We start from the raw sequence: 17,823 nt of genomic DNA, 5'->3' as shown, positions 1-17,823 counted from the left end.
GTAATTTTAAGAAGGCTTGATATTACCTTTACGCTTTCTATTGAAGGGAGACTGTAATGAAAGTTTTCAAGCGTTCTCTTATAGCTTTATGTGGCGCGATTCTGCTTTCTGTTACTGCCGTTGCAGCTCCTGTTGATACTGGCAGTTTTTCTCATGGTTCAATTGGAAATTACTTTGGTGAAAATGCAAATGTTCGCTACAACATAAAATTTCGAAAAGCTTCTTTAAGAGAAGTTCTCCAATTCTTATCTACGATTGCAGATGTGAATATGATTATCCCACAAGGTGTAGACAAAGTGGTGACTGTTTCTTTTCGTGACATTACTTTAGGCGATGCCATGAACTCCATCATCAAGGCAAATGAGCTGGATTACACTGTAGAGGGTGGGGTGATTCGCCTTGGTGAAGGAAAACTTTTCAAAGATTCTGGTGAAGATTTGAAAACAGAAACACTTCGGCTTAAGTATGCAACGGCCAGAGATATGGTTGTTCAGTTAAAAACTTTGCTTTCTGAAAGAGGTTCGGTGTTTGCAGATGAACGCACCAATTCTATTATCGTGCGCGAAGTTCCAGCAAATATTGACAACGTCAAAAGGTACCTTGAACAAGTTGATATTCGAGATGCTCAAGTTCTCATTGAAGCAAAAATTATTGAAGCGACAAGATCTTTCGGTCGCTCGCTTGGTATACAGTGGGGAGCAAACAGAGCGGCTGGAAAAGTAACTTTTTCTGGATTGTCCGCCGTTGGTGCTGCAGACAATGGAAACAATCTTATTTTCAACACACCAGCTTCTTCACCTAACAGCGGTGCTGCCATTGCTATTGGAAGAGTTGTAAGTGGAATTGATCTCGATATCCAATTATCGGCTGCCGAAAATAAAGGTGATGCATATGTTTTATCTGATCCTTCCATCGTAACTTCAAATGGAGTGGCAGCAAAAATTAGAAGTGGAGCAACTTTGCTCATCAATGCAAGTGGCGATATTAATATTGGTGGAGAAGGTGGCACTTCAACTTCTGGCGGAGCTGGGCTTCAGCAAATTGAGACTGGGGTTGAACTTAACGTAACTCCGCAGATTTCTATGAATAGTTTTGTGAAGCTTCAGATTGAAACCATTACTTCTTCACCAGATTTTTCCAGAGCTATTGACGGGCTTCCCGTTATTGTAGATAACACGGCGCAAACGACGGTGATGGTGAAAGATGGAGAAACCACAGTAATTGGAGGGCTTACTCGTTTTTCTGATGCTGTGTCCGAGAGCAGAGTCCCCGGACTTTCTCGCATTCCAGTTGTGGGCAATCTCTTTAAGTCGAAAACAAGATCAAAAGAAAATACAGAGCTGATGGTCTTTATCAAGCCAACCATAGTTCGCACTGAAGGCCAGCTTCCGGTTCAGGTGAGAGTAAGAGAAATTGAACAACGTCGTGAATCAATGTATGTGGATGAAATGCTGAACTACCAAAAAGAAGCAGAGAAAAAAGAAATACGTGATGAAGAGAAAAAATCTCTTTCTCGAAAAGCAAATAAATATGTGAGGTAATATGTCGCTCCAAGTACAAAAACGAGAAGCTCATTGGATGCCCTTGCCGGAGGGATGTTCTGCAGTTGTTGGGGCTCCAGCTTATCAAGTTGATGAAATGGATAAGTTTAGCAAAGGTGAAATTGTTTCTTTTTTTCCTCGTCAGCAATTTGGATTTGTTCGTCTCAACAACAATGAAGAAGCATATTTTTCGCTTCAAGCATTGGAGTTGGTGGGAGAGAACGCCAGTGTCGATCGCCTATGCGTAGGATTACGTATTGGCTATGATGTGGCGTGGACCTCAAAGGGTGTACATGTAAACAGAATAAAAATGTACTAGCTCAATTATTCAACAATTTTTTGAATCGCTTCTTCTAAACGGAGAAGCGATTTTCTTTTGCCTAAAATTTCCAAAATGTCATAGATACCAGGGCCAACCAAGCTTCCTACAAGCGCCACCCTGCAAGGTTTTCCGATGGCTCCCATTTTTTGCTGTGTTTTTTCCATCACATTTTTAAAGCTGCTTTGGATGCCATCGTGAGAAAAACTCTCAAGAGAAAGCAGTTCGGTATGCAAAGCATGTAAAATTGCTTTTGCTTCTGCATTCAAAAATTCTTTTGCAACTTCTTCATCAAAAATCACAGAATCAGTGAAATAAAAATAAATAGACTTCGCAATATCTAAAAGAGTTCTTCCTTTTTCTCTTTCAGATGCGAGCGCCTTAAGTGCAAATTCGCGATCGATATGTTTCACCCCAAGTTGATACAGAAAGGGCTCTACTTTTTCAAGAAGCTCTTCAATGCTCAGTTTTGCCATGTGCTGGCTGTTCACCCAAGCTAGTTTTTCGGTATCGAAAATGGATGGCGATTGTCCTACCGATTCAAGAGAGAAGTGGGAAACAAGTTCGTCACGAGAAAAAATTTCTTGATCTTTATAGGACCAACCCAAGCGAGCAAGATAATTGATCATTGCTTCGGGAAGGTAACCCATTGCTTCATATTCAACAACCGAAGTGGCGCCGTGGCGTTTAGAAAGTTTTTTCTTATCGGAACCGTGAATCATAGGCAAATGTGCAAAAGCTGGGAGCGAGTAACCAAGCGCATTGTAGAGCAGTACTTGTTTTGGCGTATTGCTAATGTGATCGTCGCCTCTAATCACATGCGTAATTTCCATGGTGGCGTCATCAACCACAACCACAAAATTGTAAGTGGGATTACCATCACTTCGCGCGATAATGAGATCGTCTAATTCTTTGTTTTCAAACTGTATCGTCCCGCGGCAAATATCTTTGTACGTTGTTACTCCTGTTTCTGGAGCTTTAAATCGAACTGCGGCTGGCACATTTGGTTTTTCTGTTTTGTGACGACAGGTTCTGTCGTAGACAGGTTTTTTTCCAGCTTTGAGTGCGGCCTCTCTTTTTTGTTCCAAGAGTTCTGACGAACAAGTGCAATAATAGGCATTGCCCTCATCCAAGAGTTTTTGAATATGAGCTTGGTGAATTTCTAGCCGGCTTGATTGGTAGAGAGGTTCTTCGTCCCAATCGAGGCCAAGCCATTTCATGCCAGCCAAAATGCTTTCTTCAAATGCTTTTGTAGAGCGCTCTCTATCGGTGTCTTCAATGCGAAGCAAAAACTTTCCATTGCTATGTCTTGCGTAAAGCCAGTTGAACAAAGCCGTTCTGGCGCCGCCAATGTGTAAACTTCCTGTAGGAGATGGAGCAAAACGTACTTTTACAGACATAAATACCTCAAGAGAATGCTAGATTTTAAATACCCGCGTTAAAGTTTGTCTGGGAGTATTGTATTATCTCCCCCAGTTCAAGTGAATTGTGATGAGGATTCGCAGCCAATGCTTGACGAAGGGTTGAAAATATCTACTATCAGCCCCCAAAACAAACGAAGGGCAGTTCACTTTTTTATGAAAACAAAAAAAAATAATAAAGGCTTTGAAGTCTATGTCTTAGACATTCCAGAATCGGGAAAAATCCTGAAGGGAAACACCAGGCTTGACCCCTGGTTTTTGGAAGACTTGAAAACGGCATTTGGGGAAGGCTTTGCCGAAAATGACGAGGCCTCTTTTTCACTTCAGTTGATCAGATGCAAGCGTGATCTCGATCTTTTTGGTGAGCTCCATTATTCCTGCCATCTTACCTGTGATCGTTGTCTTGCTTCGTTCCAAAAGCATGGCGACATCTCTCTTCAGACTCATTTTTCTCCTCTTCATGAAAAGTCAAAAGCTGGAAAATTTGATCAAGACGAGCTTGCAAAAGAAGATGAAGCTTTTCGCTACTACGAAGGTGACACCTTCGATCTGGCGGATTTGCTCTTGCAAGAAATCTACCTCGATCAGCCCATGACCAGCATTTGCACGCCTTCATGCCTTGGCCTTTGCCCAAAATGCGGACAAAATTTAAATGAGAAGGCCTGTTCCTGTTCGGAGAAAAAAGTTGACCCCAGGTTTGAAGCGCTTAAGCTGCTGAAAATAAAAGAAAAATAGTCTTTTTCCCTTTTTTAGCCCGGCAAAAAGAAGAATAAAGACTTCAATTGACATTAAACAAGCTTTTATGTAGGAGACGAGCTCTTTTAAGTAAGCAATAGACCCAAAGGAGTATGTGATGCCAGTTCCACAGCGGAGACAATCAAAATCTAGAACGCGTATGCGCCGTTCACACAATATGAAATACACTGGGCCAGCTTTGTCAGTTTGCGACAACTGCAAACGTGCAAAAAGCTCTCATCATGTGTGCAAACATTGTGGTTTCTACAAAGGCCGTCAGATCATCGAAGTGAACGTCTAGTCCAGAAAACTGGGAACGGGGGGATATGTCATCTTTTGATCTTGAATCCAGAGTTATTCAAATTACAGCCGATCAGCTTGGTATTTCTGATGAAGATATCACGCTCACGTCATCTTTTTCTTCCGATCTTGGTGCAGATTCTCTTGATATCGTCGAACTTATTCTTGCCCTTGAAGAAGAATTTGAAACTGAAATTCCAGACGACACCATAAAAAAAGTAAAATCTGTTGGAGAATTAATTAAATACCTTGAACTCGAAACCCACTAGGTAAATCCATGCATCTTGTTATTGCTTCAGACCACGCAGGTTTTAAGCTAAAAGAGCTTTTCAAAAAAGAACTTCTTTCCAAGGGCCACACGGTTGACGATCTTGGCCCAAGCACCGCAGACCGAACTGACTATCCTGATTTTGCCCATAAACTTGCACGTGATATTGCTGCTCATGCTCATGAGTTTGGTGTTCTTGTTTGTGGTTCAGGAATTGGCATGGCCATGGCAGCCAATAGACACAAGGGTGTGCGGGCAGCGGTGATCAACAATGAAGAAGAAGCTCGTTTGAGCCGAGAGCACAATAATGCAAACGTAGCCTGTTTTGGTGAGCGCGCTCTTTCTCCGGAAGAGGCAGTTCGTTTTCTCCAGATTTTTTTAGACACTCCCTTTTCTGGAGGGCGTCATGCAATACGAGTTCAAAAAATCGAACTGACGTAATTTTTTCCCCAACAATTTTTTTTGAAAGGCTAGCAATGAAAAATGAAATGCTTCTTCAAGGTGATCCTGAAATTGCGCAGATTATAGAAAAAGAGCTCGATCGTCAGGAATATAAACTAGAGTTAATTGCTTCAGAAAATTATGTTTCTGAAAATGTGCTGATAGCTACAGGTTCGGTGCTCACGAACAAATATGCCGAAGGGTATCCAAATAAACGCTATTATGGTGGTTGCGAATATGTGGATTTAGCGGAGTCACTTGCACAAGAGAGAGCTCGAAAACTTTTTGGGTGTGAATACGTGAATGTGCAGCCGCATTCCGGAAGCCAAGCCAATATGGCAGTGTATTTTTCATTGCTTGAACCTGGCGATACCATAATGGGTATGGATTTAACGCATGGTGGACATTTAACACATGGTTCTCCGGTAAATTTTTCAGGTAAATTTTATAATGTAGTTTCTTATGGCTTGAATCCCGAAACAGAACGTATCGATTTTAATGACATCAGAGAAAAAGCGAAAAAATCAAAACCAAAAATGATTATTGCAGGTGCCTCAGCCTATTCACGTGATATCAATTTTAAACTCTTCCGTGAAATTGCAGATGAAGTTGGCGCCTATCTCATGGCGGATATTGCACATCCAGCAGGGCTTGTAGCGGCAGGCTTACATTCGCATCCGTCTCCTCATTGCCATGTGGTAACAACCACAACACACAAAACCCTTCGTGGTCCACGTGGTGGAATGATTATGAGCAGCAATGAATTTGAAAAACAAATCAACAAAAATATTTTTCCTGGAATTCAAGGTGGCCCGCTTATGCACGTCATTGCTGCAAAAGCGGTTGCCTTCAAAGAAGCTTTGCAACCAAGCTTTAAGGTGTATGCCGAAAATGTAATCAAGAATGCAAAAGCATTTGCAGCAACACTTAAAGAAAGAAATATACGCATTGTTTCAGATGGCACCGATAACCATTGTTTCCTGGTTGATCTCACCGAAACAGGCGTGAGTGGAAAAGATGCAGAAAATGCACTTGGTGAAGCCGGCATTACGGTAAACAAAAACACCGTTCCGCGAGAAACCAGATCACCATTTGTGACAAGTGGTATCAGAGTTGGAACACCAGCGCTTACCACAAGAGGTATGGGAACAGCAGAAATGAAAACCATTGCCAACTGGATGGCGGATGTGATTTTTAATATCTCAGACAGTGCAGTAAAAGAAAAAATTAAAAAGGAAATTAAAGAGCTTTGTTTACAGTTTCCGATTTATAAGAAATAAATTGTCATTTAGCTTTTCAGAATGACAAAATAATAGAACTAGAGTGTGTGGACAATGAGGATTTTGTCATTGCGAGTTTCGTGAAACGAAACGTGGCAATCTCCTCTGACAATTCAAAAATCGAGATCACCACGTTTCCGCCAGAGACGGAACCTCGTGATGACAGCGCAAAAATTGTCCACATGCCGTAAAATAGAAACTAAAAACCAAGAACTGAAAACTGGAGACTGCATTTCATGAAATGCCCAGCTTGTTCCTATTTAGAAAGTAAAGTGATCGATTCACGTCTTGGAAAAGACGGCCAGTTGATCAGGCGCAGAAGAGAATGCGAAGAATGTGGGCATCGTTTCACTACTTATGAGAGGCTTGAAGAACAGTTTCCAGTGGTAGTAAAAAAAGATGGACGTCGTGAAAGTTTTGATCGGAACAAAATTTTTTCAGGCATGAGAAAATCATGTGAGAAACGGCCAGTGAGTACAAAAACTATTGAAGAAGCAGTAAGTCGAGTTGAGCGAGCTGTTTTAGATATAGGTGAAGAAGAAATTCAAGGTGCAGAAATTGGAAAACTCGTTATGCTTGAACTTCGAAAAATTGATGAAGTTGCCTATGTCCGCTTTGCCTCTGTTTATCGCTCTTTCCGCGATGTGAGTGAATTTATGAATGAGCTTCAAGAAATGATTGATAAAACAAAATAGCATTTCACTTCTTCCAAGGGTCCTTTTGTGCCAAGCGAAAATGAAATCATGAAACAGGCAATTGCCCTTGCAAAAAAAGCAAGTGGCAACACTGCGCCCAATCCACTTGTGGGTGCAGCGGTGGTGAAACAAGGAAAAATAATTGCAAGTGCTTATCACCAAAAAGCTGGAACACCACACGCTGAAATTCATGCCTTAAAAAAAGCAAAGCAAAAAGCGAAAGGCGCAACTCTTTTTGTAACCCTAGAGCCATGTTGCCATCACGGAAAAACACCACCGTGTGTTGAAGCCATCATTGCAGCGGGAATTAAAAATGTTGTTGTAGGCTGCAAAGATCCCAATCCGCTTGTAGCGGGAAAAGGAATACGGGCATTACGCAAAGCTGGTATCACGGTAAAAGTTGGCGTGCTGAAAAAAGAATGTGAAGATCTCATCAAAGATTTTTCACACAAAATAAAAACAAACTTGCCTTATGTAATTGCAAAAGTTGCGGTTTCACTGGATGGAAAAATAGCAACATCAACGGGTGAGTCAAAGTGGATTACCAATGAACAAACACGAATATTTGTTCATGAAGAACGAAAAAAAGCCGATGCCATTGTAGTTGGCGTTGGCACTGTGTTAGCGGACGATCCTCGTTTGAGCATTCGACTTGGAAAGAAAGAAGTCTTTAAGCCAGCAGTTGTTTTTGATGCTCAGTTACGCATGCCGCTTAAAAGCAAACTTTACACCCGAAAAGCAGGTCAGCTCATTTTGTGTGTGAGTGAAAATGTCGATTTAAAAAAAACTGAAGCGGCCAGAAAAAAAGGCCATCACCTTCTCAAATGCAAAACGCTTAAGGGGCAGATTGTCGTTCGTGATGCCTTGCACAAGTTAGCCCAGCTTGGTTTCCAGCAACTCTTCCTTGAAGGCGGTGGAAGACTCTTGAGTTCATTCTTAAACGAAAACTGCATTCAAGAATTGCTGTACTGCCAAGCACCCATCATTTTAGGAGGGAGTGGCCGCGATGTTTTCCCAAACTTCCACCCCCAAAAACTCTCAAATGCCCTCAAACTAATGCCAAAGTGGCGCAAAAGCTTCGGAGACGATCTCGTCACTTGTTATAATTTTTGATAGACGTGGCTGTCTTTATTTGCTTAAACACGCGCATGTTTACCGGAATTATAGAAGGCGTTGGGAGTATTAAGGAAATCAGGGCCAAGGGCGATGGGCTGCAAATCCATATTGAGACTGGCTTTGATCTTGAGCAGTCCAATATTGGTGATTCCATTGCGGTGAATGGCTGCTGCCTTACTATCACCTCGCGCTTGGGAACAAGCTTCTGGGCCGATGTTTCCAGCGAAACGCTTGCTAAAAGTACCTTGTCTCAGTTTAAAGCCGGCGATCCGGTAAATTTGGAGCGAGCGCTTCGAGTTGGAGATAGATTTGGTGGGCATATCGTTCAGGGTCATGTGGATGGAGTTGGAAAAGTATTAGAAATCAAGCATTTAAAGAGCGGAGTTGAATTTATTGTTGAAATACCGAGCAACTTACTTCGCTATGTTGTCGATAAGGGTTCCGTTGCGGTGGACGGGGTGAGCCTCACCGTAAATCATGTGGCGCAAGATTGTTTTTCTCTTTTTGTGATTCCGCATACACAGTTGCAAACAACCTTCTCAAAGCTTTCTGTTGGAAAGCAGGTTAACTTAGAAGTAGATATTATTGGCAAGTATGTAGAACGTCTTACTCACATGAGAAGTGATGAATACCATGAGGAATCACCTATTACACGTGAGTTTCTGCGGAAGCATGGTTTTTAATAACTGCATTTACACCTTAAATGTAAATGAGAATTGTGGATCCCCTGGTCAAGCCAGAGGATGACAAAAACAACATTGGCAGATTGCTGTCATCTCCGCCTTTGCGAGGATGAAAATTCTAGAAAAGAAATGTCATGAAGAAAGAAACGTTTACATCAGTTGAGCAAGCCATTGAAGATTTTCGTCACGGGAAAATGATAATTTTAACCGACGACGAAAACAGAGAAAATGAAGGCGATTTAGTCATGGCGGCAGAATTTGTAACGCCAGAACAAATTAACTTCATGGCGAAGCATGGCCGTGGACTTATTTGCCTTACCCTCACCGCGGAAAAAGCGGCAGAGCTTAATTTGCCGTTGATGGTTGAAGAAAACACAGCTCTCCACCACACCAACTTCACCGTTTCAGTTGATGCCAAGCATGGCATTAGCACTGGTATTTCGGCAGCTGATCGCTCGCAAACAATCCAAGTTGCTATGCGCGACAACGCTTGCCCCAACGATCTCGTGCGCCCTGGTCATATTTTTCCACTTATTGCCAAAAAAGGTGGTGTGCTTGTAAGGGCTGGGCAAACTGAAGGTTCGGTTGACTTAGCACAGCTTGCAGGTTTGAAGCCTGCTGGAATTATTTGTGAAATTATGAACGATGATGGCAGCATGGCGCGCATGCCCCAGCTGCAAGTCTTTGCAAAAGAACATCAGCTTCATGTTGTCACTATTGCAGATCTCATTCGCTATTGCATGCATCACGAGCGCTTGGTTATTCAATCGGTAGAAGCAAAACTTCCCATCGCTGTTGATGAAGGTTTTCAGATTCACAGCTTCAAAAATACGATCGATAACAAAGAACACATTGCTTTGGTAAAAGGAAATATAAATCCGGAAGAAGCTTTGCTGGTGCGTGTTCACTCCGAGTGTTTAACGGGAGACGTGTTCGGTTCACTGCGTTGTGACTGTGGCCCGCAACTTCAAAAATCGTTGCAGATGATTTCAGAAGCGGGAAAAGGTGTGCTGCTCTACATTAGACAAGAAGGCCGTGGGATTGGACTGCACAACAAAATCAGAGCCTATCAATTGCAAGACGAAGGTTGCGATACCGTTGAAGCAAACCAAAGACTTGGCTTCCAAGCTGACCAAAGAGATTATGGCATTGGAGCGCAAATTTTGGTGGAGCTTGGGGTGAAAAAAATGAAGCTCATGACCAACAACCCCAGAAAACTTGTAGGCCTTGAAGGTTATGGTTTAGAAATCGTAGAACGTATTCCCATTGAGATTGAACCTGTGAAGTATAATAAGAGTTACCTCGAAGTGAAAAAAAAGAAGATGGGACATCTTTTGGAAAAAGTGTAAGGAAACGATATGAAAAAAATTGAAGGCAAATTAAACATTGAAAATCTAAACCTGGGAATTATTGTGAGCAGGTTTAACGAATTTATTACTGAAAAACTTTTGAGCGGAGCACTTGATGCTGTGCGAAGACTTGGTGGAAATGAAGAAAACATTACTGTTGTAAAAGTTCCTGGTGCTTTCGAAATTCCACTTGTTGCAAAACAGATGATTCGCCAAAATACTTTTGACGGTATTGTGTGTTTGGGCGCCGTAATCAAAGGTGACACTCCACATTTCGACCTCGTGGTAAATGAAGCTACAAAAGGCATTGCAGGCCTATCGCTTGAAACTGGAGTTCCTCTTGCGTTTGGAGTGCTGGCTTGTAATACCCTTGAGCAAGCCATTGAAAGAGCTGGTTCAAAAATGGGAAATAAAGGCTATGATGCCATGTGCACACTTTTGGAAAGCATAGATGTGTTGAATCAATTAAAAAAGGAACAGTGATCTTTGACAATGAAGTATAAAAATAAAACACAAGCACGAGAGTGTGCGCTTAAATTGTTATACCAACAAGAAATTGCTGCAGGCAGTGATGCTCAAAGTTTTAATCTTTTTTGGGAACAATATGATGGCGCTGCACTTAATGACGAAGTAAAACACTTTGCAGAAACTTTGGTAGAAGGAGTTCTTGCCAAAGGCAAGGAAGTTGATGAGCTTATCACGCAGTATTCAAAAAACTGGAAGCTCAGTCGCATGACGGTAATCGACAAATCTGTTTTAAGACTTGCGGCCTATGAGTTGTTGTTCATTGTTGATACACCAGAACGAGTTGTTTTGAATGAAGCAATTGAACTTGCAAAAAAATTTGGAACAGAAGAGAGCCACGCATTTGTTAATGGCGTGCTTGATCAATTGTTGCAAGACGCCGCAGTGATAAAAACAAGGGAAAACTTATTGGAAGAAAAGAGGGGATAATGGGGGAGAGGAAACTTTTTGGAACGGATGGTGTTCGCGGTATTGCAAATAAATATCCGATGGATGCACCCATGGCAATCAAGTTGGGGCAAGCGCTTGCCACAGTAATGCGCGATGTAAATGGTTTAGATCAAATCGTAGTTGGAAAAGACACTCGTCTTTCTGGCTATGTGTTTGAGTCAAGTTTAGTTGCAGGCATTTGTTCCATGGGGATGAATGTTGTTTTAGTCGGTCCACTTCCCACTCCCGGTATTGCCTTCATTGCAAATAGTATGCGAGCAAAAGGTGGAGCCATGGTTTCAGCTTCACACAATCCCATTGATTACAATGGTATAAAATTTTTCGATCATGATGGCTTCAAGCTTTCCGATGAAAAGGAAGCTTACATGGAGCAATTAATTTTTGAAGATAAACTTGATGATCTTCGCGCCGAGCCATCAGACATGGGCAGAGCCTTTCGCGTTGATGATGCTGCAGGAAGATACATTCAATATCTGAAAAGCACTTTCCCCAATCACTTAACGCTTGAAGGTATTCGCATTGTGATCGATTGTGCAAATGGTTCTGGATACCGTGTTTCGCCAATGGTGTTAAGAGAACTTGGCGCAGACGTAATCCCCACCTGTGTTTCCCCAAATGGACTTAACATCAATAAAAAATGTGGTGCCCTTTATCCCGAGCGCATGGCGAAAATTGTGAAAGAAAGAAAAGCGGATATTGGGATTGCACTCGATGGAGATGCTGACAGAGTCATTCTTTGCGACGAGAAGGGAAATATTGTAGATGGTGATGCTATCCTTGCCATCTGTGCAACACACCTTCAAAAAAAGGGAAGTCTTGCTAAGGATACAGTTGTTGGAACACACATGAGCAACATGGGTTTAGAGCTTATGTTGAAAGAACGTGGAATCAACTTTTTACGCACCAATGTTGGTGACCGCTACGTGATGGAACTTATGCGTAAAGAAGGTTACAACTTGGGTGGAGAAACGTGCGGACATATTATTTTTCTGCATCACACCAATTGTGGTGATGGAACGTTGGCTGCATTGCGAGTGCTTTCTGTTATGTGTCAGCAACAAAAGCCACTTTCCCAAATTGCGTCCATTTTTGAAAAATTTCCTCAGGTGATTACAAATATCGAGGTATCGGCAAAAATTCCCTTCCAGGATATTCCAGGATTTTCGGCGGCCTTGAAAGATGTTGAAGCTAAATTAAAAGGAAGAGGGCGTCACTTGATCCGGTATTCTGGAACCGAAAACATTGCCAGAGTGATGCTAGAAGGTGAAAATCAGCAGCAAATCCAAGGCTTTGCAGACGAATTAGCCCATATCATCGAAGGCCATATGAGTAAAAAAAAAGACGATAAACAAAAGGCCCCAAGAATAGGACTTGACTTTAGCGCGTAAGTCTTGTTTTAGATCGCCTTTGATTTTTAAGGAAAAAAGCTTAAGAGAGGATAAAAGTATGTCAGCAAGAATTCGTTTAACAAGAGGTGGAAGAACTCATAAAGCGGTTTACCGCATTGTAGTGGCGCACAAAGAAAAGCCAAGAGATGGCAGATTTATTGAAGTGCTTGGAACCTATAATCCTCACACTCCTGAGGCTGAAGGTCTTGTCATCAATAAAGATCGTGTTAACTACTGGTTGTCTCAAGGTGCAACAACAACAGACACCGTTTCACAACTTTTAAAAAGAGCGTCTTAAGGCGTTCGTTTTTGAGGTACTAAAGATGTCAGGATCAATGAAACAGTTAGTAGAGACGATGGCAAAAGCTTTAGTAGATAAGCCTGAAGCTGTAGAAGTGACAGAAGTTGAAGGTGAGCAAACAACAGTTGTTGAACTCAGAGTTGCAAAAGAAGATTTGGGAAAGATCATCGGCAAAGAGGGACGCACAGCGAGATCACTCAGAACCATTCTCAGCGCGGCTTCAACAAAGATTCGTAAACGCTCAGTTCTTGAAATTCTTGAATAAGAATTTTTTTCTTTTTTCTCAAATCCCCTCAATCGTTTTGTGGGGATTTTTTTTTGGAGTTCAACTTGAGTCAGAAAAAACAAAAAATGATTTTCTGTGGAAAATTGGGCAGGCCTTTTGGTGTACGAGGTGAGCTGGTTGTGTTTTGGAACAATGATCTTCCACCATTGTCATCTGGGGATGATATTTATGGTGAAGAAAAAGATGGATATAAAACGCTTTCGGTGAAGAGCTTAAGTTCTGGTGGAAGTAAATGCATTATTGCTTTCCAAGAAATTACTTCTCCAGAAGATGCGAAAAAACTTACCAACACCAAACTCTATCTACCAGAGGATTTGCTGCCTTCATTGGAAACAGATGAGTACTACTCGTACCAGCTTTTGGGAATGCAGGTGTTGAATGAGCAAGGAAAAAAACTAGGCGTTCTCACCAATATTTTTAACACGGGATCAAATGATATCTACGAAATTTTACCTGATGGAGCAAAAGCTGGGAGTGAATATTTAATTCCAGCCGTGAAAGACATTGTACTAAAGGTAGACGTGAAAAAAGGTGAAATGATTGTTCATGAACTTCCCGGATTGTTCGAATCTGAAAAGGATAAAAATGCGCTTTGATCTTTTAACCTTGTTTCCGGAAATGTTTGAATCTGTTTTCTCCGAGTCCATTCTAAAACGTGCTCAAGAGAAAAACTGTGTTGAATATCATTTGCATAACATTCGAGATTTTTCAGAAAACAAACACCACAAAGTAGATGATACTCCTTATGGTGGCGGCGCTGGAATGGTAATGATGCCAGATCCTTTGGTAAAAGCAGTGGAATCACTTCCCAAAATGGAAAAAAGAAAAGTGATTTTGCTTTCACCTCGAGGCAAGCAATTGACTCAAGCCAAGGCAAACGAACTCAGTTCTTTTGACCAGTTGGTGCTGATTTGCGGGCGCTATGAGGGTGTTGATGAAAGAGCCATAAAGCTTGTGGTGGATGAGGAAATTTCTCTTGGCGATTTTATTCTTTCAGGCGGTGAAATTCCTGCGATGGCACTTGTTGATGCAGTAACAAGACTTATTCCGGGTGTTCTTGGAAACATTGCTTCAGTGGAAGAAGAATCTTTTTCGTCGGGTCTTCTTGAGCATCCCCACTATACAAAACCCCGGGAATACCGAGGGCTTTTGGTGCCGGATGTTTTGCTTGAAGGAGACCATAAAAAAATTGAGGTATGGAGAAGGAAAGAATCACTGCGGAAGACGTGGAAAAATCGCAAAGACCTGCTTTCTGGCCAGCAGCTTTCAGAAGAAGAAAAAAGCCTTTTGCAGGCTCTAGAAACGAAGAAGAAAAATCAATAAATATCAAGCGCTTACGTAGTTTTTGGCGCAAGAAATGGGAAGTGTGGGCTTTTGCCTAAATCTGTTGACATCTTTGTGGGAAGACATTAGAAGCTGCCCACTCTTTCGTTTCAGCAGGAGTATTGAGGTCACTATGCATATTTTAGAAAAATTAAAACAAGAAAACCTTAGACCTGGAACTCCAGATCTAAGACCTGGCGATACCGTTCGGGTTCACTGCAAAATCAAAGAAGGGGATAAGCAACGTACTCAGGTATATGAAGGTGTTGTTATTTCCCGCCGACGAGCAGGTTCTCTCTCTACTATTACTGTAAGAAAAATTTCTTTTGGTGTTGGGGTTGAGCGTGTGTTTTCGGTTCACTCACCATTGATTGAAAAACTTGAGTTCGTAAATCGTGGTCGTGTACGTCGTTCTAAACTCTTCTATCTTCGCGATCTTCGCGGTAAAGCTGCAAGAATCAGAGAAAAACGCTTGGACAACTTAGAAGGTCTTGTCTTCGCAGATGAAGACAATGCTGTAGAAGAAGTGGAAGCAACATCAGGAGCAGAGGCGTAAGCCTTGGCTTTGCACCCCTTTCCCGAAACCGAAATATACGCGCAAGGTTTCCGATATGTAGCAGGCCTTGATGAAGTGGGAAGAGGTTGTATAGCAGGTCCGGTGGTAGCAGCCGCGTGCATTTTGCCTCAAGAACATTGCATTGTAGGGCTAAGAGATTCAAAAAAATTAAGTGGAAAACAACGAGAGAGCCTGTACGAACAGATTTGTTCACAGGCTCTTTCTTTTTCTGTGGCGAGTGTCTCGGCTGAAGAGGTGGATCGCATTAATATTCACCGCGCCTCGCTAAAGGCCATGAGCATTGCATTAGCCACGTTAAGCCTTTCGCCAGAATATCTGTTGATCGATGGAATATTTACTCTTGCCGATGTGAAACTTCCCCAAAAAGCCATTGTCAAAGGTGATGATTTGTCTCCGTGCATTGCCGCAGCATCAATTTTGGCGAAGGTGAGCAGAGATCACCTTATGGTTGCATCTCAAGCGGATTATCCTGAATTCTCTTTTCTATCACATAAGGGTTACGGCACAAAAAAACATTATGAAGAATTATCTGTGCACGGAGCCAGTCCGCTTCATCGTAAATCTTTTAAGGGAGTGGAATAAAGACTTGTTGTGCAGAAGGAATATTCTTGCCGCTTTCCTTATTGCATCTTTGAAAAAGGCATATTACAAAAACGCAACTTTTTGGAGGGCTTGTGGTTACGTATAAATCAGCTCAGATGGTTTCAACCAAAGAAGGGCGCCAATATCATATCGGGCTTGCGCCTGGAGAACTAGCTCCTTTCATTTTAGTTACGGGTGAACCCGATCGCGCCAGGCGTGTTTCCACTTATTTTGATACTGTAACGTGCGAACGTGCTTCGCGAGAATACCTTACGTTTACTGGTGTGTACAAAGGTGTGCCTCTCAGTGTGATGGCAACGGGGATGGGGCCAGATAATACCGAAATTGCATGTGTTGAACTTTGCCAAATTGTGGAGCATCCAACTGTCATTCGCATTGGTTCATCGGGAAGCCTCAAAAAAGGTATTGAGCTTGCCGACCTTGTTATTTCTACTTCTGCGGTTCGCTTGGAAAATACTTCTACTTCCTATGTAGTTCAAGGTTATCCTGCTGTAGCGCATTACGAATGTGTTTTGGCATTGCTTGAAGCTGCCAATAAACTTTCGCTTCCCCATCATCTAGGAGTTACGGCAACAGCATCTGGTTTTTATGGATCACAAGGCCGCGCCGTTCCAGGTTTTACTCCGCGCAATCAAAATCTTCCGGCAGAATTAGATGCAATGAATGTATCAAATTTGGAAATGGAAGCATCGTGCTGGTTTACGCTTGGCACTTATCGTGGTTTTCGCACTGGTGCTGTGTGTGCTGTTTATGCAAATCGCCACAAAGATGTGTTTATTGACACCGAAACAAAAGACTTGGCAGAAAAAAGATGTATTGAAACAGGGCTCGAAGCAATTTTGCAACTTCATAAAATGGACCAAGCAAAGAAAAAACATCAGCATTGGTTCCCATCACTAGGAATGTGAAAACAAACGACTGATACGGAGGCATAATGGATCGACTAATTGGATTTGTAGGAATTATTGTTTTGCTAGGCCTTACGTTTTTGTTTTCAAATAACAGAAGAAAAATAAATTATCGAACGGTTTTAGTTGGTTTGTCCCTCCAGTTTTTTTTAGGAATTTTGCTTTTTAAGTGGGAAGCTGGAAATCATTTTATTCAAATTGTTGCAGCAAAGGTAACCAGTTTTCTTTTTCTCACCGATCAAGGAACCAGTTTTCTTTTTGGTAATTTAGTAAATCCCGAAATGATGGATACTTTTGGTTTTCAGTTTGCCTTTCGTGTGCTCCCCATCATCATTTTCTTCGCCTCGTTTATGGGCATCCTTTATTACCTTGGGGTGATGCAACGAATTGTTCAAGTGTTTGCCTGGACGATGAGTAAGCTCATGAAAACATCCGGCGCAGAATCACTTTCATGCTCGGCCAACATTTTTCTTGGTCAAACCGAAGCGCCACTTTTGGTTCGTCCGTTTTTAAATAGCTGCACCAAGTCGGAGCTTCACGCCATAATGGTTGGCGGTTTTGGAACCATCGCTGGGAGTGTAATGGCTGGCTATATTGGGATGGGAATTCCTGCGCAGCATATTTTGATTGCCTCAGTTATGGCTGCTCCAGCTTCTTTGATGATTGCAAAAATTTTGTACCCTGAAACTGAAGTGTCGGAAACGCAGGGTGTGATTAAAGTTCCTCATGTTGATGGAGGCTCAAATTTATTAGATGCAGCTTCCAAAGGAGTGCACGATGGTTTGCATCTGGCACTCAATGTTGCTGCCATGTTGGTGGCGTTCATTACGTTGATTGCACTTGCAGATAAAATTCTCCTTGTTTTAGACAGACTGATCGACGGGAATCTTTTTGGGGGAGCAGTTTTAAGCAGCGGAGAATATTCTGGATTTTTTCCAGGAAGTTTGAAAACTTTTTTTGGAACCATCTTTTCGCCACTTGCTTATTTGATGGGAGTTCCCATGGCGGATGTTTATGAAGTGGGAAATCTTTTAGGCATCAAGCTTTCTGTGAACGAATTTGTAGCGTATTCTCAACTTGCACCTCTTATCAAAGGTGGCCTTATTTCCCAAAAAGCTCAGATCATGTCTACCTACATGCTTTGTGGATTTGCAAACTTTGCTTCAATTGGTATTCAGATCGGTGGTTTGTCGGCACTTGCGCCAGAACGAAGAACTGATTTTGCAAAACTTGCTTTTAGGGCGATGCTAGGAGGAGCTGTTGTTTCCTGCATCACCGCCTGCATAGCGGGGATTTTGGTATCGTAAGTAAAGT

Annotated in this window: 23 protein-coding genes and 1 pseudogene (1 of these 24 cut by a window edge); 23 read left to right on the top strand and 1 reads right to left on the bottom strand. The window is 42.1% G+C overall.

Going from position 1 to position 17,823, the window contains the following annotated elements:
• From COV43_08680 to COV43_08670, 3 genes and pseudogenes are all read left to right on the top strand, one after another.
• Nucleotides 1–57 (top strand): annotated as a pseudogene (locus COV43_08680) (hypothetical protein) (it extends 311 nt beyond the left edge of the window).
• Nucleotides 57–1,541: a hypothetical protein gene (locus tag COV43_08675; GenBank protein ID PIR24803.1), complete on the top strand. Its 1,485-nt coding sequence runs from the start codon at nucleotides 57–59 to the stop codon at nucleotides 1,539–1,541. The pseudogene COV43_08680 and the gene COV43_08675 overlap by 1 nt, the downstream one beginning before the upstream one ends.
• Before the next feature lies 1 nt (nucleotide 1,542).
• The gene (locus COV43_08670) at nucleotides 1,543–1,860 is read left to right on the top strand and encodes a hypothetical protein (protein PIR24802.1); all 318 of its coding nucleotides are present in this window, start codon (nucleotides 1,543–1,545) and stop codon (nucleotides 1,858–1,860) included.
• Nucleotides 1,861–1,865: 5 nt separating this feature from the next.
• On the opposite strand, the gene COV43_08665 is transcribed toward COV43_08670, so the two are convergent.
• Nucleotides 1,866–3,260, bottom strand: a complete 1,395-nt coding sequence (locus tag COV43_08665; protein ID PIR24801.1) for a glutamate--tRNA ligase — start codon at nucleotides 3,258–3,260, stop codon at nucleotides 1,866–1,868.
• Between the two features lie 177 nt (nucleotides 3,261–3,437).
• Between COV43_08665 and COV43_08660 the strand changes: the two genes are divergently transcribed.
• The 20 genes from COV43_08660 to COV43_08565 all read left to right on the top strand — a co-directional run bounded on the left by COV43_08660 (nucleotide 3,438) and on the right by COV43_08565 (nucleotide 17,816).
• Nucleotides 3,438–4,016 (top strand): hypothetical protein, encoded by a 579-nt coding sequence (locus tag COV43_08660; protein PIR24800.1) that lies wholly within the window; start codon nucleotides 3,438–3,440, stop codon nucleotides 4,014–4,016.
• A gap of 118 nt (nucleotides 4,017–4,134) precedes the next feature.
• Nucleotides 4,135–4,317: a 50S ribosomal protein L32 gene (rpmF, locus tag COV43_08655; GenBank protein ID PIR24799.1), complete on the top strand. Its 183-nt coding sequence runs from the start codon at nucleotides 4,135–4,137 to the stop codon at nucleotides 4,315–4,317.
• A gap of 25 nt (nucleotides 4,318–4,342) precedes the next feature.
• On the top strand, nucleotides 4,343–4,585 hold the full coding sequence (gene acpP / locus COV43_08650) for an acyl carrier protein (GenBank protein ID PIR24798.1): 243 nt from the start codon (nucleotides 4,343–4,345) through the stop codon (nucleotides 4,583–4,585).
• Nucleotides 4,586–4,593: 8 nt separating this feature from the next.
• Nucleotides 4,594–5,025, top strand: coding sequence for a ribose 5-phosphate isomerase B (rpiB, locus tag COV43_08645; GenBank protein ID PIR24797.1), 432 nt, complete (start codon nucleotides 4,594–4,596; stop codon nucleotides 5,023–5,025).
• Nucleotides 5,026–5,060: 35 nt separating this feature from the next.
• Complete coding sequence (locus tag COV43_08640) at nucleotides 5,061–6,305, top strand: serine hydroxymethyltransferase (protein PIR24796.1); 1,245 nt, start codon at nucleotides 5,061–5,063, stop codon at nucleotides 6,303–6,305.
• A 236-nt stretch (nucleotides 6,306–6,541) separates the two neighbouring features.
• On the top strand, nucleotides 6,542–7,000 hold the full coding sequence (locus COV43_08635) for a transcriptional regulator NrdR (GenBank protein PIR24795.1): 459 nt from the start codon (nucleotides 6,542–6,544) through the stop codon (nucleotides 6,998–7,000).
• A gap of 27 nt (nucleotides 7,001–7,027) precedes the next feature.
• Entirely contained in the window at nucleotides 7,028–8,113 is a 1,086-nt protein-coding gene (ribD, locus tag COV43_08630; protein PIR24794.1) for a riboflavin biosynthesis protein RibD, read from the top strand.
• A gap of 35 nt (nucleotides 8,114–8,148) precedes the next feature.
• Nucleotides 8,149–8,799 carry a riboflavin synthase gene (locus tag COV43_08625; GenBank protein PIR24806.1) on the top strand — a complete coding sequence of 217 codons (651 nt, stop codon included), beginning with the start codon at nucleotides 8,149–8,151 and terminating at the stop codon, nucleotides 8,797–8,799.
• Nucleotides 8,800–8,933: 134 nt separating this feature from the next.
• Nucleotides 8,934–10,148 carry a bifunctional 3,4-dihydroxy-2-butanone-4-phosphate synthase/GTP cyclohydrolase II gene (locus tag COV43_08620; GenBank protein ID PIR24793.1) on the top strand — a complete coding sequence of 405 codons (1,215 nt, stop codon included), beginning with the start codon at nucleotides 8,934–8,936 and terminating at the stop codon, nucleotides 10,146–10,148.
• A gap of 9 nt (nucleotides 10,149–10,157) precedes the next feature.
• Nucleotides 10,158–10,631 (top strand): 6,7-dimethyl-8-ribityllumazine synthase, encoded by a 474-nt coding sequence (locus COV43_08615; GenBank protein PIR24792.1) that lies wholly within the window; start codon nucleotides 10,158–10,160, stop codon nucleotides 10,629–10,631.
• Between the two features lie 9 nt (nucleotides 10,632–10,640).
• Nucleotides 10,641–11,102: a transcription antitermination factor NusB gene (gene nusB / locus COV43_08610; protein ID PIR24791.1), complete on the top strand. Its 462-nt coding sequence runs from the start codon at nucleotides 10,641–10,643 to the stop codon at nucleotides 11,100–11,102.
• Complete coding sequence (locus COV43_08605) at nucleotides 11,102–12,511, top strand: phosphoglucosamine mutase (protein ID PIR24790.1); 1,410 nt, start codon at nucleotides 11,102–11,104, stop codon at nucleotides 12,509–12,511. Before nusB ends, COV43_08605 begins: the two co-directional genes overlap by 1 nt.
• Nucleotides 12,512–12,569: 58 nt before the next feature.
• Nucleotides 12,570–12,809, top strand: coding sequence for a 30S ribosomal protein S16 (locus tag COV43_08600; GenBank protein ID PIR24789.1), 240 nt, complete (start codon nucleotides 12,570–12,572; stop codon nucleotides 12,807–12,809).
• A gap of 37 nt (nucleotides 12,810–12,846) precedes the next feature.
• Entirely contained in the window at nucleotides 12,847–13,077 is a 231-nt protein-coding gene (locus COV43_08595) for an RNA-binding protein (GenBank protein PIR24805.1), read from the top strand.
• Between the two features lie 86 nt (nucleotides 13,078–13,163).
• Nucleotides 13,164–13,694, top strand: coding sequence for a 16S rRNA processing protein RimM (gene rimM / locus COV43_08590; GenBank protein ID PIR24788.1), 531 nt, complete (start codon nucleotides 13,164–13,166; stop codon nucleotides 13,692–13,694).
• On the top strand, nucleotides 13,684–14,421 hold the full coding sequence (locus tag COV43_08585; protein PIR24787.1) for a tRNA (guanosine(37)-N1)-methyltransferase TrmD: 738 nt from the start codon (nucleotides 13,684–13,686) through the stop codon (nucleotides 14,419–14,421). Before rimM ends, COV43_08585 begins: the two co-directional genes overlap by 11 nt.
• A gap of 133 nt (nucleotides 14,422–14,554) precedes the next feature.
• On the top strand, nucleotides 14,555–14,977 hold the full coding sequence (locus COV43_08580) for a 50S ribosomal protein L19 (GenBank protein PIR24786.1): 423 nt from the start codon (nucleotides 14,555–14,557) through the stop codon (nucleotides 14,975–14,977).
• A gap of 9 nt (nucleotides 14,978–14,986) precedes the next feature.
• Nucleotides 14,987–15,580: a ribonuclease HII gene (locus tag COV43_08575; protein PIR24804.1), complete on the top strand. Its 594-nt coding sequence runs from the start codon at nucleotides 14,987–14,989 to the stop codon at nucleotides 15,578–15,580.
• 116 nt (nucleotides 15,581–15,696) lie between these two features.
• Entirely contained in the window at nucleotides 15,697–16,509 is an 813-nt protein-coding gene (locus COV43_08570; GenBank protein PIR24785.1) for a uridine phosphorylase, read from the top strand.
• 26 nt (nucleotides 16,510–16,535) lie between these two features.
• Nucleotides 16,536–17,816: a NupC/NupG family nucleoside CNT transporter gene (locus COV43_08565; GenBank protein PIR24784.1), complete on the top strand. Its 1,281-nt coding sequence runs from the start codon at nucleotides 16,536–16,538 to the stop codon at nucleotides 17,814–17,816.
• Nucleotides 17,817–17,823 lie beyond the last annotated feature (7 nt).

It is taken from the genome of Deltaproteobacteria bacterium CG11_big_fil_rev_8_21_14_0_20_42_23 (assembly GCA_002796345.1).
GTDB lineage: Bacteria > UBA10199 > UBA10199 > 2-02-FULL-44-16 > 2-02-FULL-44-16 > 1-14-0-20-42-23.
This window is presented reverse-complemented; position numbering and strand designations above follow the sequence as displayed.

What these genes read in the sequence shown, in the direction of transcription:
- COV43_08635 (PIR24795.1), top strand. Translation starts at nt 6,542, where the DNA reads ATGAAATGCCCAGCTTGTTCCTATTTAGAAAGTAAAGTGATCGATTCA.
- COV43_08640 (PIR24796.1), top strand. Translation starts at nt 5,061, where the DNA reads ATGAAAAATGAAATGCTTCTTCAAGGTGATCCTGAAATTGCGCAGATT.
- COV43_08580 (PIR24786.1), top strand. Translation starts at nt 14,555, where the DNA reads ATGCATATTTTAGAAAAATTAAAACAAGAAAACCTTAGACCTGGAACT.
- COV43_08665 (PIR24801.1), bottom strand. Translation starts at nt 3,260, where the DNA reads ATGTCTGTAAAAGTACGTTTTGCTCCATCTCCTACAGGAAGTTTACAC.
- COV43_08600 (PIR24789.1), top strand. Translation starts at nt 12,570, where the DNA reads ATGTCAGCAAGAATTCGTTTAACAAGAGGTGGAAGAACTCATAAAGCG.
- COV43_08565 (PIR24784.1), top strand. Translation starts at nt 16,536, where the DNA reads ATGGATCGACTAATTGGATTTGTAGGAATTATTGTTTTGCTAGGCCTT.
- COV43_08570 (PIR24785.1), top strand. Translation starts at nt 15,697, where the DNA reads ATGGTTTCAACCAAAGAAGGGCGCCAATATCATATCGGGCTTGCGCCT.
- COV43_08670 (PIR24802.1), top strand. Translation starts at nt 1,543, where the DNA reads ATGTCGCTCCAAGTACAAAAACGAGAAGCTCATTGGATGCCCTTGCCG.
- nusB (PIR24791.1), top strand. Translation starts at nt 10,641, where the DNA reads ATGAAGTATAAAAATAAAACACAAGCACGAGAGTGTGCGCTTAAATTG.
- acpP (PIR24798.1), top strand. Translation starts at nt 4,343, where the DNA reads ATGTCATCTTTTGATCTTGAATCCAGAGTTATTCAAATTACAGCCGAT.
- rpiB (PIR24797.1), top strand. Translation starts at nt 4,594, where the DNA reads ATGCATCTTGTTATTGCTTCAGACCACGCAGGTTTTAAGCTAAAAGAG.
- COV43_08605 (PIR24790.1), top strand. Translation starts at nt 11,102, where the DNA reads ATGGGGGAGAGGAAACTTTTTGGAACGGATGGTGTTCGCGGTATTGCA.
- rpmF (PIR24799.1), top strand. Translation starts at nt 4,135, where the DNA reads ATGCCAGTTCCACAGCGGAGACAATCAAAATCTAGAACGCGTATGCGC.
- COV43_08625 (PIR24806.1), top strand. Translation starts at nt 8,149, where the DNA reads ATGTTTACCGGAATTATAGAAGGCGTTGGGAGTATTAAGGAAATCAGG.
- COV43_08585 (PIR24787.1), top strand. Translation starts at nt 13,684, where the DNA reads ATGCGCTTTGATCTTTTAACCTTGTTTCCGGAAATGTTTGAATCTGTT.
- COV43_08620 (PIR24793.1), top strand. Translation starts at nt 8,934, where the DNA reads ATGAAGAAAGAAACGTTTACATCAGTTGAGCAAGCCATTGAAGATTTT.
- COV43_08660 (PIR24800.1), top strand. Translation starts at nt 3,438, where the DNA reads ATGAAAACAAAAAAAAATAATAAAGGCTTTGAAGTCTATGTCTTAGAC.
- COV43_08595 (PIR24805.1), top strand. Translation starts at nt 12,847, where the DNA reads ATGAAACAGTTAGTAGAGACGATGGCAAAAGCTTTAGTAGATAAGCCT.
- COV43_08675 (PIR24803.1), top strand. Translation starts at nt 57, where the DNA reads ATGAAAGTTTTCAAGCGTTCTCTTATAGCTTTATGTGGCGCGATTCTG.
- rimM (PIR24788.1), top strand. Translation starts at nt 13,164, where the DNA reads ATGATTTTCTGTGGAAAATTGGGCAGGCCTTTTGGTGTACGAGGTGAG.
- COV43_08615 (PIR24792.1), top strand. Translation starts at nt 10,158, where the DNA reads ATGAAAAAAATTGAAGGCAAATTAAACATTGAAAATCTAAACCTGGGA.